Source organism: Vibrio scophthalmi LMG 19158 (assembly GCF_000222585.1).
In the GTDB taxonomy this organism is placed as follows: domain Bacteria; phylum Pseudomonadota; class Gammaproteobacteria; order Enterobacterales; family Vibrionaceae; genus Vibrio; species Vibrio scophthalmi.
In genome coordinates, this window is the sequence record NZ_AFWE01000171.1 from 1 (window position 1) to 14,495 (window position 14,495).

Here is a 14,495-nt window from a genome sequence, read left to right on the forward strand (position 1 = left end):
AGTCGATCCAGATGGCGTGAAAGTGACGGCAACGGTTGATGATAACGGTAATTTAGGTTTAGTTGAGCCAGGTAACGATAATACCCTTAACCAAAACAGCACTGAGTTCGTGATTAACGTTTCCGAAGTGAACGACAAACCCATCGCAGCGGATGTGGATTTGGGATCAATTAATGAGGATACCTCGCTGCAAATTAACGTATCTCAGTTGATAGGCCCAGGTTTAAGTACTGATCCAGAAGGACACAATCTGATTGTAAAATCGATTTCAGTACCACCAGAACAAGGTGAAATTACCGCGAACCCGGATGGGGTATCGTGGACATTTACGCCAAAACTGGATTTCTCGGGTGATGTGACTATTAGCTATGTCATTGAAGACGACGGCACAACCGATGGCAATCCGGATTTCCTTACCGATCAAGGTACGATCTCAGTCACTGTTGTTGGGGTGAATGATGCGCCAGAAGTCGATGTGACCTCGGCGACATCAACCATTGATGAAAGTGCAGGCCAGCAAATCAGCGGTATTACTATCGCTGATGTCGATTATGTTGATACTTTTGCCAATGATCCAATGAGTGTTGAATTGAGCGTTAGTTACGGGGCTCTAAGTGTCAATCTGCCGGCGGGTTCAACGGTCACAGTGACACCTGCATCAGGCAGTTCGATTACTTTAGAAGGGACACTGGCCGAGTTGAATGCATTATTGAACTCACCAGCGACAGGCGAAGGCGTGATGCTAGACGCCAGCTTTGCGACAGCGGCTGAGATTGCGTTAACGGTTTCTGCAACCGATTCAGGTAATCCGTCGGGGATGAGCATAACCACCAGTGAAACACATGATATTATTGTTAACCCTGTTGCCGATGCGCCAACGCTCTCCATTCAACCGGGCTTTGATTACATTCGCAATGTGTCAGCCAATCTAAGCGTGAGTAACAATGGTATCGCGATTGTTGGTTTGATGGCTGCGTTAACCGATGTCAATGAAGTACTCTCGGTTGAGCTGAGTGACTTGCCGGCGGGCGCGAGTGTCGAGACGGCATCTGGCCCGATCACCGCTGATGGCGGAATTTATTCCGTACCCGCTGCGGATATCGATAGCATTGAGATTGTTGGTGCAGGAGTGGGTAGCCATACCGTTAAAGTTACCGCCGTTTCAACTGATGATGGCCAGAGCGCCCAATCAGCACCGATTGATATTGTGTTAAATATCTCGCCTGACGGCACGGATATCGACCAATCGGCGCAAACACAAGATGTTGAGCTATTGGGTGATGATACTGGTGTCAACCTTACTGCGGGAGCGGGGGATGATCGCATTGTTGGTGGTGATGGGGGAGATATTCTTACCGGTGGCGCTGGCAATGATGAAATCATTGGTGGTGCGGGTGCGGATACCATCGACGGTGGACTGGGATCTGACATCCTAACTGGTGGCACTGGCAACGATATCTTTGTTTGGCACGAAATCTCCGATGGAGCGACAGATACCATTACCGATTTCACCGTATCAGAAGACAAAATTGACTTGCGTGATGTGCTGCCAGAGCTTAAGTCGGCCACCGTGGGTGTGGATGACTTGCTCGATCATATCCAAGTGACAGTGCAAAATGAAGATCTCGCCATGACGATTCACCCAGATGGTGTCGGTTCAGGTGAAGAGCAAACCATCTTGGTCGAAAATTTGGCACAAGATTTAACGCTCGGTGGATTAGATCAAGGGCAAATACTTAATACCTTGATTGATCAGAACATCTTTTTGCATGATAGCTAGAATGAGCTAATAACGAAAAGGAAGTGTAGGAGACTGCACTTCCTTTTTTATTTGTTCTCACATCAATAATAACCACTCAAAAAATCGAGCGGTAACGCAGAGAAAAATGCCCTAACTTACGCTAGGCTCACTCTTCAATAAAGCTGCGATATTGTAGTGTTACTCGATCAAGGAATTAGCATGAGTCAGCGCAAAGCAGGGCGACCCCATCAGAAAATAGACGCGCGGGACAAATTGGTTGCCAGTGCAAGAGAGCTATTTCTTGTCATGGCTTACGACAAAGTCTCTATTCGATTAGTCGCACAGAAAGCCGGTGTAGATAGCGCTTTGATTCGTTATTACTTTGGCAGTAAAGAGGGACTGTTTGAAACCATGCTAAGGGAAACTTTAGAGCCAATGAAGCAGCAATTGATTCGGTTAGGGCGGGATAGCAGCCAAGCCAATTTTATCGATATCATGCGAACTTACTATCAGCAAATGCGTAAAGTTCCGCAATTTCCTCGTTTGCTTGCCCAAGTCATGCACATGCCGGAGTCAGGTGTACAGCGTAAGTTAATGGAAAAGGTGATGATGGAAATCACTCAGCCAATGCAGAGCATCATCTTTGATAAGCTACTCGCCAATGGCGTTATCAAACCAGAAATGGACCCAAATTTGTGCCGTATCTCATATCTATCACTGATGGTGTTTCCTTTCATAGCACCACCATCGATGTTGGCAATCCATGGTATTGAACTCAATGATCAGTTTTTAGAGCAGTTGTTGGAACACAACATCAAATTGATGACGAGTGGTTTTTTAGTTTCCAACACCTAAGAATTCAATCGAGTAAACGCTTATATCGTGGCAAATGGCCACCGGTTCGCTACCAAAACAGATCTTTTGGGTCTTTATCGATCTCACGCATAATAGCGGTTAGATCCTGACTTTGACTTAGATAAGGGTAGGCGAGCCACTGTTCATCATTTTGGTCATCAATCATAAACAGCAGCCAAGATTGTGCTGTCTCATCCCAATATACCTTCGCCACGGGTGAGGTATAGTCAAAATGTGATGAGTCAAGTAAGTAATGCTGATTGAAAAAAATCACTCCATTAAGGATCGATTCAAAATCTGCTTTACCTAATTCAGTTGGCATACTTTGGTTGCGATGACGACATATCGCCTCTGCACGAGTTTCCACTTGTTTTTGCAACAAACTGACTAAGCTCATAGTTACTCCGAAGCGAATTAATTCCACAATCATTGGCTCTAGGCCTATCACCTCAAAACCGTTTATAACGTATCTTGAAGTCATGTTGATATAGTATGGCTTACTATTGTTCACGTCTGCCCCATCTTTCACAAAATTGTCATCAAATCAGTCTATTCTATGCTCGGTTATGATCTGCCGTGATTACGCATCGCGTTGATGCATCGGCTCGGCACTATTTTATGGAGAACACTATGATCCGACTCGCGTTAGCTGCGCTATGTTCCATTTCTGCTGTGACTTTTTCTGCGCACGCCAGCGAAATTAATATTTCAGGCTCTACCTCGGTAGCACGTGTCATGGATGTGCTGGCTGAAGGCTTTAATCAAACTCACCCTGACTCATATGTAGCGGTACAAGGTATTGGCTCTACTGCTGGGGTTACGTTAGTTAAAAAAGGTGTGGCAGAACTCGGTATGAGCTCTCGCTACCTAACCGATGGCGAGCAAAACGACAGCTTAACAGTTGCTACCATCGCAATGGACGGGCTGGCAATCATTGTTAACCCTGAAAATTCGGTGAGCAACATTAGCCGTGAGCAACTGTTTGATGTCTACAAAGGCAAAATTACCAACTGGAAACAGCTTGGTGGGGTTGATCAGACGATTGCAGTGGTTACTCGTGAAGCCTCTTCAGGCTCCCAATCGAGCTTTGAAAGTTTACTTGGATTGAGCAAAGTGGTTGATGACAAGCTGGTATCTGACATGAGCCAAGATAATCTGGTCGCCAATAGCAACAGCATGGTGAAAACCTTAGTAAATCACAATCCACAAGCGATTGGATTTATCTCAATGGGATCGGTGGATAATTCAGTTAAAGCGATTCAGTTTGAAGGGGTAGAGCCAAGCAATAGAAATATGGCAGAAGGGAAATATGAACTTGCGCGCCCTTTTCTTGTTTTTTACATAACAGATAAGATAGACCCACAAACGCAATCGTTTGTGACGTATTTGGCAAGCCAAGAAGCAAAACAAAAAATAGTTGAATATGGCTACACGCCAGTGAAATAAGAAATTTTTGTATAAAAAAGGAGAGCAAATATGCTCTCCTTTCTTTAAATTTTGAGGTTAGAAGTGCAGTTGAATCACCGATACAACAACAGCGCCAGGGCGGCGAATACCTTCAATTTCAACTTTGATTTCACGTTCAACTTCTAAGCCTTTCTTAATTGGTGTGACTTTAGAAAGTGTGCTCACCGCGCGAATACGATTACCCGCTTTAACAGGGTAAGGAAAACGAACTTGGTTCAAACCAAGGTTAACCACCATTTTTGCGGTAGGGAACAGGTTGTTCTCAGGATCAACGCTATCAGTCATCTTTGGTAGTAACGCGAGTGTCAAAAAGCCATGAGCAATTGTGGTTTTAAATGGAGACTCTTGTGCTGCACGCTCTGGATCGGTATGAATCCATTGCATATCTTCGGTAATTTGACCGAATTGATTGATACGCTCTTGAGAGACATCAATCCATTCACCCGTGTGGATCACGGTGTCGAGCTTAGTTTTTAGCTCATCAAATAAAACTTGTGCGTCGGCCTTAAGCTCAATCGGTTTTGGCTGAGGGTGTTCTTCATTTACGGCTGGTTGCTGTAAATCACGCAAGCGTGAAAAAAGATGACGATTATTCGCTTTGTGCATGAACTCGCCCCAGTACTCACGTACTGCAGGTGACATCCATTGCATAAACTCAGAATGATGCTTCGAGTTTGACTCACTACGATGTTTGAACAAGTCAGCGACTTTCATAAAAACCTCAGAAACAGACCATAGACTAGGCTAATTTGGTAATTTTGAAGCACTTCACAAATATCTGCAATTACTTTCGGGCGTACAACTGTTGCCTCAAAGTGATTAAATCTTTATTTTTCATTTATATAGCAATAAAACACTATTTTATTGCCATGTCAATGGTTAGAGCTTTTGCTTCATAAAAACGAGAGGCAAGCATTAATCAGCTGCCAATATAGCGCTAAATAGAAGCTAGCAAAAATCGAGCCTGAATACTTTTTAAGCACTTAAACGTATTGGAGTGAAATAGTGCTTTACAACATCAGCACCTGAACCTAATATGCGTCCCAACGGAGAGATGGCTGAGTGGTTTAAAGCACCGGTCTTGAAAACCGGCGTGGGTTTATAGCCCACCTAGGGTTCAAATCCCTATCTCTCCGCCACTTATTCTTAGAAAAAAGCCTTTGATTATCAAAGGCTTTTTTCGTATCTGAAGCATAGAAAAGTCACCTAACACAGATAGGTGATACATATGTATTTGATAAAACTGGCTTCTGGCGTGTACTACACACGTATTGCCACCCCTGTTTTTCTACAAAACTCCCATGACTATCCAAAGGAAGTTCGCTTCTCTTTGCTTACCAAAACGCGCCGTGAAGCGATTAAGCGTAATACTCGTTTAGCCAATGCTATCTGCTCTCTGTTCGATAGAGCACTAAATCAGTACATGCCTTACAAAACGTTCAAAGCTATTTTGCTGGTTTTGATTAAACGTGTACGTGAGGAGTTTAAGACGAGTTCGAAGATGGAGCCTCATTATGTGCCAGTTACCGTCGAAACTCCGCCACCAGCTCCTGTGGGAGGCTTACCTGAACAACAATCTAAGGACTCGAAGTTCTTCGCAACTGAGTTAGATGATTTTATTCACTCAAAAAGCCTTGAGAATATTACTCACCTATCTTCTGTTCAGCTTAAGCAGCGTTGTACCGACTTCATATTTTTTGTTAGAAAGCGAAAGCTTCCAGTAACGCCTAAAACTGCCATGGTATACCGAGACAGCCTATTAGCTCGTGGGCTGGGTTCTAAGACAATCAAGGACTACCTAGCAGCGCTCAGACAGTTTTTCACCTGGTGTGTGCAGCGAGAAACGATTGCCAGTAATCCATTCCAATCAGTCAAAGCTCCTAAATCTAAAGCCTCAAAAGCTTCTGAGGAGCGCTCACGATGGACATTAGATGAACTCACTAAGTTACTTTCTTCAAGTGAGTATCTAAGTAGGGATAAGCAATTCGACTGGGTAACGAGATTACAGATCTATCATGGCTTGAGGCCCGCTGAAGCGTGCCAGTTATCGACTACAGACGTTAAGAAGGTCGGTGGGATCTATTGCATCACCTGTTCTGACTCTAACGAGAGGCAACGTCTTAAAACAAAAAATGCATACCGTTTAGTTCCTGTCCATCGTGTGTTATTGGACTCTGGTTTCATAGAATATGTGGAAGAACGTAACCGTAAGCGCCTGAAGCAACTATTCGACTATAAACCCCACGGTAAGAACCATGATTGGTCTTTCCGCTATAGAACACACTTAGGCAAGGTACAAACTGCTATTGGAATGAAGCCCAAGGAGCGACCTACAGCTTACTCATTTAGGCATACTTTTATTGATGAGCTAAAAATGGCCGAGGTTGCTGAGCACGTTGTATCGGAAATCGTTGGTCATGCTCACCCCAACATTACCTATGGTCGCTATGGCAAAAAGACTGATCTACTTAAGCTTCAAGAAGCGGTGAATGCCTTTCCTACTCTAGAAGGAGATAGTCATGCGTAAGCTCGCTCATTTCGAACTGAAGTCAGTTTTGAATGCTCTAGACCATGCCGAATTCACGCAGGTTTATGATTTCTCAAATCTAGTCTCATGCGGCATTAGCCTAGAAGCCATACGGTTTGTTTACCGTCTAAAGACGGCATTAAAGCGAAATAGTGATTTAACGGTTGCGAATTATATCCAACATGTAAATCAGCTCTACGCTGTGGTGGATTCATTTTACGGATTCAAAGAGATGCTTGGTTACGGTGTGCTTTCTCAAGAGATCGAAAGGGAAGAAAAGCTTTTGCAACTAATTGATTTTGTGCAAAGCCATGGTTTGGACGTGAGCGTTACAACAAGAGGAAATGGATGGTCAATCTCAATACAGGTTGAGTAAACCCAATTGATATCTGAGCACCGCTTGCGGTGCTCTAATGTGTGTACTTCGAAGGCACGACATATGTGCCATTTGAATTAGTACCTAGTTTTTTTCATACCACAGTTATCAATAATCGGTGTCTTTCGTGTCGATAATATTTGTTTGTTCTTGGTCGAATGAAGACTAAATCATGTGTCATTTAATTGTCGATAACACTACAAAATAACACTTTTACGTCAAGTGATATAACAAGGATTTATATTAATAGTAACGGTTTTTTTTGCAGGCGATAAAATGACTTCGATGGGTTTAAAAATTAGCTTGTAGGGTCGGGATATGTACAGTTTTATAAATAGAATGGATGGCGTTATTGTAACAAGAGATGATGACTATGCTGCAATAAACTACTTGTTTCAACCAATCTACTCACCAAGAACAAAAAGAACTATTTATTACGAGGTTCTATCGCGGGTTACATCTCAATCAGGTGAGATATATAGCAATCAAGATTTCTTTGAAAGCGTAGATGACGAGTTCATAAAGAGCGTCTGTTTAAGCCAATTACAAGTGGCAAAATCGTTGAAAATCAAATCAACGATATCCTTAAACATCAATATGTCTTGTCTATCTGATGACCAGTTTGTTCAAAGTATTCTCCTATTTAAAGGAGCAAAAATTGCGTTAGAGATAAATGAACTAAATTGCTATACATCGGCAATTCAAACGCTTAACAATATTAAATCTCTACAAAGCAACGGAGTGATGATCTGGCTCGATGACTACCATTCAAATAACGAACAAGCCAATTTGTCACTAGGCACTATCAATTGGGACTACATAAAAATTGATAAGAGCTTCTTATATTTTAATAGTTTAGATGTCATGTCTGCTAAGGCTCTAACTTATGTTTTATCTCCGTTTACGAAAAAAGGTCTGATCTTTGAGGGAGTCGAAACATATGAACAGGCCCAAATCGTTAAGGCTACGGGGTCCTTATCACAAGGATATTATTATTCTGTTCCAAAGCAATGGTCTGAGATAATGCAGGATATAAAGAATGATCATAAAAACAAAATCACTGCTGCTATTTAATGCGAATAATTTTCAAACGAAGGTAGTCTTCCAGAGGGAGCACGTAGTTTCTTTTGATTGCCAAGGAATCATTTCTTTTAAGGGGTATGTAGCTCACATTTCACCAGGTGAAGCTATAGTTCTTCCAAAAAACACTTCGATTCATATTTTTCTATATAGCAACGATTGCGCAAAAATTACGGTATACAGATACTATGATGGGTCTTCAAAAACCTGGTATACCTCTGGTCTTTTGGCTGAATATGTTAACACGCATAACGAGTTAATCAGATATGATCTCAAGTATAGTAGTTTTATCAACAGAGCAATTGATAAGTATTTTAAGCTTGAGGTGGTTAGAACGTGTGGGATTAAAGGCCATAAAGCAGGAGTTGTTTCTAAAATTAGACAGTTGGTTGTTAAAGACCTCCGCAAGGATTGGTCAGTAAAAGACATATGCGCTCAGGTTTACTTATCTGAATCCAGTTTGTATAGAACACTTAAATCAGAACAAACCTGCTTCACCGCATTGATTCAAGATATCAGGCTAGCCTATGCCAAAGAGTTATTGGTCACTTCAAGATTATCGATTGGTGAGGTGTCATACAACAGTGGTTTTAACAGCTCCTCGTACTTCGGCAATAAATTTAGAGCAAAATATGGGATGTCACCGACTTGCTATCGAAACTTGATTGGTGCTTGAGGATACCTTGTAATTGATTTTGAAAGCCCTGTAGGGCTTTCATTCTTCGATTGGTAGGTTGTTCAGCTTAACCTGAGTGTCGCTCTCAAATGGGCGGTAGGCTTTCCTTGTCCATGGTACGACAGAATCGCTTGGTGACCATTATTTCTAATGGGACTAGTGTTAAAATATTAAATGAGAAACTGGAGTTGCCATGAGACAGATAGTAACTCCTCAATAAATATTAACTGGAATAGATCTAACTAGTATCAGTCCTGATTAGTAAAAATATCAACCTATTTACTTACGTTATCGATAGATTAACTTATGATAGCTTAAATTTCGCTAAAGATTGAGGTAGTGTAGATACCAGATTAATATTGTTAAGAATAACAATATTGACTGGTAAATATAAAACATTGTTCGCGATTTTGCTCGAATGAAAACGTCCTGAATCGAAGGAGGGTTAAATAAATCTGACAACTCTTCTTGAGAGAATACAGTATTGTACTTTGTCATAAACTCCACCTTTTGTTTATCATAATAGTCCGTAGCATTCTCAGTTTCTATCTGGCTGAATGTGAGGTACACCATTGAGCACAGAATGAACGCTGAAGATAGCACCGAAACTTCATAGGTGAATATATTTTCAAGTTTACCTTTATCAATTGCAGTAAATACAACGGATGTAAAGAAAAAAGAAAGGATAACAAGTAAGGAATTGTTTAATGAAGATTTGTTGTTATTGATTTCTTCGCTTAATCTAGTGGAAAGTTCAAATAAATAATCCATAACACTAGATTTTGCAGCAATATAAGAGTCAAAATTATCTTTGAAAACTATATTCAAGTTACTTTTTAATAATGGTAGTAAGTTTTTATTCAATGACTCTGGAAAACTAGCCTGTATAGATAAAATGTTACATACTATAGAACGCTTTAGATTATAGTTGTCATCTTCAAAAATCCACTTAAATACTTGATAAAAATAATTGCTTTGTAAACTATTTAGATTTCTAACTTCATCGATATCGACTGCGTTATCACGACTTAAGTAATAAGAGCTAAAATCACGTTCTTTGTTTTCACAGATACATATCAAAGAAAGTATATTCCTTACCCTTTCAAAGTATGATGAAAGCACCTCATCGTGTACATATACGTTTATAAGCCAATTGATATAATAAGGAGTAATCGAACTCTTTAATTCATCATTAACAATATTAATAACCTGTTCTGTATGGATAACTCTATTCGCTTTGATGAAGGTTGTGAAATTCGAGTTAGAATTCAACCTAACAACATGTCCTTCATTGAAGTAAGAACTTATTTGTTTTATTTGATTGCTTATGTCTAGCTTTAGTAGATATTTAGTAAAAGCTACAGAATCATAGACTTTGCATGTGTCGATGCTTTTGGTTAGATTTATTTTTACCGTAATGTCCTCGTTAAAGTCGACGAGTTCAAGATGTTCAATAAGATTTGTAGGGCAAGAGCCTCTATACTCTAAATAATCATCAGATAGCAATTCCATTACTACATCTTTATCGCAATTTGAGCAGAAATTGTTAATTTCCATTATGGCTTCATTTTTTCTTGAAGCCGTAATAGATTTCATTTCCAAAGAGTAATAACTGCTATTTTCTAAAATATAAGTATTCATGCTATGAATCAGTTGGATATTCTTTTATTTCTTCTAAGCCAGATTTAGTTTTGATGATCAAGTAGTCATCACCATCAATTTTTTTACGGTAAATTATATCGTTATAACTATCACTTGTCGTGATAACGATACCACCATCCAGTGTTATCTTTTGTCTATATTGTTTTTTTATCTCCTTATCATCTATTTCGAAAGAGCCATCAAATTCATTATCTTCGACTAGCTTGTTAATCTTTGCTTTTATCTCATCTAAATCCACATCAGGATCTACTGGTTGATATGAACCAATTAACGCATCAATTAGTTCTGTTAAAACAAATGTGGAATTGGTAGAAAAGTAACTAATTAAATTGTTTTTTAGTTGCTGATAGTCAACTCTTGATTTTTGAGCTAGACCGACAAAAGTTTTGGCTATCTTTTTATAAGCGTTCTTTGTATTTACTACGTCATCAATTTTTTGACTTGCTTGAAAAAATAACTTTGACCAAAAGCTAGCAACAAGACCATTTGAATCTAGAAGGTACAAGTCATTACAAAGCTCGCCTGACTCAGCGTTAATTACACAAGACTTCAGGATGCCTTTTTTCTCTGGGAGACCCTGTTTCTTATTGTATGTGCCTCGCTCTAAAAAGGACTCAAAATCGAGTTTGGTTATTATGATGCAATTTACAGACTCTGTTTCGTAATGGCATAACACCATCGACCCTTTTTTAAGACCACTCAGTTGGTTAACTCGATTACTAGTGCTTTTTTCTGCTAATAGAAGTAGCTTGGCAAGCTCCAGGCTAGAAGCTTGTTGTTCAGCTTCGGAGTTAGAATTTAAGAAGCTCTTAATATGAGTTCTCGCGTCTGAACTAGAGTCGAACTCGTAAAGCTTTTTGTTAGGACTTGTCATTGTCTCTTGTGACACTCTGAGCAAGAAACTACCGAGATCTGTCATCTGTGCAGACTCAATTACTTGACTAGGTACAGATTGACTTACATCGATGTCGTATACATATAACTTTTTTAAAGGTGTTGCAATTGTAGCCTGAGCAGACTCGTCCTTATTAACGACTTCTAGAGCGTTATTCATATAGCTTCCTGTGAAATTTATTACTTTGCCACTAGGTGCTTATTATCGCATTAGCCAAGAAACTAAGCTATTGCTTCTAGTCATAGTTTTATGCGTTAACAAGCCATTTCATATATGGACTTTCACTCCGTATTACATCTAGGGGATTAACAACAACGAACCGCATGAGAAGAATGGATGATTTTTAGTATTGCAAAGCCTCATGCTCAGGGTGTAAATGATCGAAAGGTTGGTCTAATAGTGGGACACTTTCGTGTTTGAAAGTGCCGAAAATAATAGCTTTGATTCCTGAGCTTTGCATAGTGCTATGAGCTTAAGGAACATAGCAGTAGTCCTGCTCATCTGTTTGGCTATCGCTATGACTATACAATTTCAATACAATCAATGCTCTATAGCGACATTGTGTTTCTCTATACAGTCTGAAAATTACTCGTTTTATCAGTGATTAATTGATTATTAAGCGCTGTTAGATTGGCTTTATCTCGCTCCAGTATTAGTGCGGTGCGTTCTGCTACGTTAGCCCTAGTTATGGATTCTGACAGCTCTGAACGTAACGACGATATTGTTTCTTCCGCTTTGGTTAACGCATTTTGAATACTGCCATATCGCGAATTTGCAACGGTTAGCTTCTGTTTCGTCGTATCGAGCTGGTTTTCTAAATCTGAATAACGCTCATTTAACTTTGCGCTTTGTAAGTTCCTTTCCTTGAGCTGAGTATCTAAGACTGTATTAGCAGTTGAGAGCGAAAGAACTTGTTCTTCAAGATCACGAATAGTGATTTCAGATAACCTAACATCCTCGCACTGTTTTACGTTGTCGCGCTTCAACTGCATCAATTTGGATGAAATATTAGCCTGAGCTTGTTCAAGCTCAGAATATCGATGTTCCAATTCTTCACATTGAAGTTCAAGCTCTTCATTATTCGCTACCTGAGCGCGAACGCGCTCTTCTGTTTTAATAACTTGCTCTTCAGCTAATCTTTTCTCCTCAAGAGCGCTTTCTTTCTCGCTGAGCGCACTTTGAAGTCTTGTTTTAGTGAGCTGTTCATAATGACATGCGGTAATGTCATTTAACCTTACAATAAGCGCGTATATCGACTCTGAAAGCTCAGCTTCCGTGATCTTGTATGCATCCTGAATTTCCAATGGTAGCTGTGCATGTTCAGTTTCGCAGCGTGCTGGCAGAACCTCAGTTGCAATTGATGATTTTATATATTCTGGGAGCTGGCCACTTTCAGTTAGACGTTTTATATCCTTATCAAACGAAGTAGTTTTACCACGCCCTAAGATCTCCCGTATACGCCAGCCACGAGGTTCTATCCCTTTGTTTAGTAGCTCGTTAGCTACATTAATTAACTCTTCTTCTGAATATGATTTCGGCCTAGCCATCTTGTTCACCTTTACTTTCGTTTTAGAAGCACCTAATTGGTTTGTTAGTTAGTTCAGAACAAACTAACTCTGGTGCCTTTATGAGCAAAGTACGATGGTGAAAAAGATTCGTCAAATGTATGATTAAATAATATTTTTAATAAAATTAATGACTTGTAGGTCATTTTATCTATAACAGGACAAAGAGGGTTTTAGATTTACATTTATTAATCAAACCTATGGATGAGCCATGTTTTGGGTAAAAACTTAGCAAGGTATCACTGTAAACATATTTTCCTGACTTCTAGAAATTGGGATCATGATCTCACATGTACGATGGCTTTGTTCTACCAAGAGTATTAGTTAAGAGCCGAGTTAGAAAATGTGAACTCCTACACTTATTATTTATAAGTGGACAATTATACTAGTTAAATTAGTGATAAGTGTTTATCTGGCATGAAGCAAAGTGAAGCAATCCTGCGCCTCAACGAGTGGGATCTAAAAGGGCACTACATTTTTCAGCATCGAGATCTCAAGAAAATATTCCATGAAGACACGGAGAGGAATTTGAACGAGACGTTGAAGCGGTTAGTGAAAAGTCAGATCCTAGAGCGGGTTGCTCGCGGTATTTACCTGTACACGTTATCTAAAGATAGATTTAGTGCGAATACATTAGAGATTATCGCCAAAACGTTAAGACGGGGTGAATACAGTTATATCAGTCTAGAATCGGCATTGTCAGAATACGGTGTCATTTCGCAAATTCCTGTGGATCGATTGACTGTTATGACAACAGGCCGAAAAGGTGAATACAAAACTCGATATGGTGTGATTGAGTTTACTCATACGAAAAAGTCGGTTCCCGACATTGTCGATAGTATTCGCTCTGTGGGTAGACCGCTTCGTGTCGCAACCCAAGAGACCGCTATTCGTGATTTGAAACGTGTTGGACGCAACGTTCACCTAATCATCGATTAAGCGTTTTTCGAGTTTCCTGCCTTAAGGCAGGTATGCTTTGTATGGTGCAGCTATATTGCTAGTTAACGATTTGTCATTTTTAAAAGAGGTCGAGCTGATGATAGTTCCGATTAAAGTTACTGACGAAGGTGAGCATTACTTCGAAATTCCAGATGAGTACCTAGATGAACTGGGCTGGCAGACTGGCGATAGTGTCATCTGGACTCAGAACGAAGATGGAAGCTTTTCTCTTAATAAAAAAGAAAATGAGTCATAGTAATGGCTACGGTGATACATATTTGCCATGAAATTAATTAGAACAAATACTTTAACAATTTTAGCAGCGTGCATTTTTCCCAAAACGTGCCAGAGTAGGCTGACTGCTACTGTTTTAGAAGCCACATTTTGAATTAATAAACCTAATGCGATTAATATAAACTAACACACATATTGACTAGTTTGGAAAGTAAAAGCATCAAGAGCGACAAAACGTTTACAATCAGTAATTTTATAGCACTTAAAAATAGAGAACTATCTAATACGCAATATTACGATGAAAGATTAGATCGATTCATGGAGGCTCTGGAAGGGGTTTCTCATTGGGAAAATGGAGAGTATGAACTACTCGAGCTAGAAAAAGCTTGGAATGATACCGCATCTAAAATGCCTTACGATGATCACGGTATGCAGGCAGTTTAATGTAGCGTTTGTCCCATCGCTTGATCGTGGGGCT

General features: G+C 40.0%; 15 protein-coding genes and 1 tRNA gene. 11 read left to right on the plus strand and 5 right to left on the minus strand.

All coding sequences use genetic code 11. The annotated features are described in order from the left end of the window. A partial coding sequence (locus tag RH88_RS24025) for a cadherin-like domain-containing protein (protein WP_005596819.1) occupies positions 1-1,780 on the plus strand: 1,780 nt, incomplete at its 5' end. A gap of 174 nt (positions 1,781-1,954) precedes the next feature. Then, positions 1,955-2,596 (plus strand): TetR/AcrR family transcriptional regulator, encoded by a 642-nt coding sequence (locus tag RH88_RS13270; RefSeq protein ID WP_040757972.1) that lies wholly within the window; start codon positions 1,955-1,957, stop codon positions 2,594-2,596. A gap of 49 nt (positions 2,597-2,645) precedes the next feature. Here RH88_RS13270 and RH88_RS13275 read toward each other — a convergent pair whose 3' ends face one another. After that, the gene (locus tag RH88_RS13275) at positions 2,646-2,993 is read right to left on the minus strand and encodes a DUF3024 domain-containing protein (protein ID WP_005596822.1); all 348 of its coding nucleotides are present in this window, start codon (positions 2,991-2,993) and stop codon (positions 2,646-2,648) included. 233 nt (positions 2,994-3,226) lie between these two features. Between RH88_RS13275 and RH88_RS13280 the strand changes: the two genes are divergently transcribed. Beyond that, entirely contained in the window at positions 3,227-4,042 is an 816-nt protein-coding gene (locus RH88_RS13280; protein WP_005596824.1) for a phosphate ABC transporter substrate-binding protein, read from the plus strand. A 57-nt stretch (positions 4,043-4,099) separates the two neighbouring features. On the opposite strand, the gene RH88_RS13285 is transcribed toward RH88_RS13280, so the two are convergent. Beyond that, positions 4,100-4,777: a MaoC family dehydratase gene (locus RH88_RS13285; protein ID WP_005596825.1), complete on the minus strand. Its 678-nt coding sequence runs from the start codon at positions 4,775-4,777 to the stop codon at positions 4,100-4,102. Positions 4,778-5,111: 334 nt separating this feature from the next. Here RH88_RS13285 and RH88_RS13290 point away from each other — a divergent pair. The 5 genes from RH88_RS13290 to RH88_RS22750 all read left to right on the plus strand — a co-directional run bounded on the left by RH88_RS13290 (position 5,112) and on the right by RH88_RS22750 (position 8,722). Then, positions 5,112-5,202, plus strand: a tRNA-Ser gene (locus RH88_RS13290). Between the two features lie 89 nt (positions 5,203-5,291). Next, positions 5,292-6,590 (plus strand): site-specific integrase, encoded by a 1,299-nt coding sequence (locus RH88_RS13295; protein ID WP_005596826.1) that lies wholly within the window; start codon positions 5,292-5,294, stop codon positions 6,588-6,590. Continuing rightward, the gene (locus RH88_RS13300) at positions 6,583-6,966 is read left to right on the plus strand and encodes a hypothetical protein (protein WP_005596828.1); all 384 of its coding nucleotides are present in this window, start codon (positions 6,583-6,585) and stop codon (positions 6,964-6,966) included. The genes RH88_RS13295 and RH88_RS13300 overlap by 8 nt, the downstream gene beginning before the upstream one ends. A gap of 318 nt (positions 6,967-7,284) precedes the next feature. Continuing rightward, positions 7,285-8,040, plus strand: a complete 756-nt coding sequence (locus RH88_RS13305; RefSeq protein WP_005596830.1) for an EAL domain-containing protein — start codon at positions 7,285-7,287, stop codon at positions 8,038-8,040. Continuing rightward, positions 8,006-8,722 carry a helix-turn-helix transcriptional regulator gene (locus tag RH88_RS22750; protein ID WP_005596832.1) on the plus strand — a complete coding sequence of 239 codons (717 nt, stop codon included), beginning with the start codon at positions 8,006-8,008 and terminating at the stop codon, positions 8,720-8,722. The genes RH88_RS13305 and RH88_RS22750 overlap by 35 nt, the downstream gene beginning before the upstream one ends. Positions 8,723-9,046: 324 nt before the next feature. Here RH88_RS22750 and RH88_RS13315 read toward each other — a convergent pair whose 3' ends face one another. The 3 genes from RH88_RS13315 to RH88_RS13325 form a co-directional block, all read right to left on the minus strand. After that, positions 9,047-10,363: a hypothetical protein gene (locus RH88_RS13315; protein WP_040757971.1), complete on the minus strand. Its 1,317-nt coding sequence runs from the start codon at positions 10,361-10,363 to the stop codon at positions 9,047-9,049. Between the two features lies 1 nt (position 10,364). After that, positions 10,365-11,438: a nucleoid-associated protein gene (locus tag RH88_RS13320; protein WP_005596835.1), complete on the minus strand. Its 1,074-nt coding sequence runs from the start codon at positions 11,436-11,438 to the stop codon at positions 10,365-10,367. A gap of 410 nt (positions 11,439-11,848) precedes the next feature. Further along, positions 11,849-12,826 carry a coiled-coil domain-containing protein gene (locus tag RH88_RS13325; protein WP_005596837.1) on the minus strand — a complete coding sequence of 326 codons (978 nt, stop codon included), beginning with the start codon at positions 12,824-12,826 and terminating at the stop codon, positions 11,849-11,851. Positions 12,827-13,261: 435 nt separating this feature from the next. Here RH88_RS13325 and abiEi point away from each other — a divergent pair, with 435 nt between their 5' ends. The 3 genes from abiEi to RH88_RS24030 all read left to right on the plus strand — a co-directional run bounded on the left by abiEi (position 13,262) and on the right by RH88_RS24030 (position 14,461). After that, on the plus strand, positions 13,262-13,783 hold the full coding sequence (gene abiEi, locus RH88_RS13330) for a type IV toxin-antitoxin system AbiEi family antitoxin (protein WP_005596839.1): 522 nt from the start codon (positions 13,262-13,264) through the stop codon (positions 13,781-13,783). Between the two features lie 97 nt (positions 13,784-13,880). Then, a complete protein-coding gene (locus RH88_RS23735; RefSeq protein ID WP_174269654.1) occupies positions 13,881-14,039 on the plus strand; it encodes a hypothetical protein in 159 nt (52 codons plus the stop codon). 296 nt (positions 14,040-14,335) lie between these two features. After that, positions 14,336-14,461 carry a hypothetical protein gene (locus RH88_RS24030; RefSeq protein WP_005596843.1) on the plus strand — a complete coding sequence of 42 codons (126 nt, stop codon included), beginning with the start codon at positions 14,336-14,338 and terminating at the stop codon, positions 14,459-14,461. The last annotated feature ends 34 nt before the right edge of the window (positions 14,462-14,495 follow it).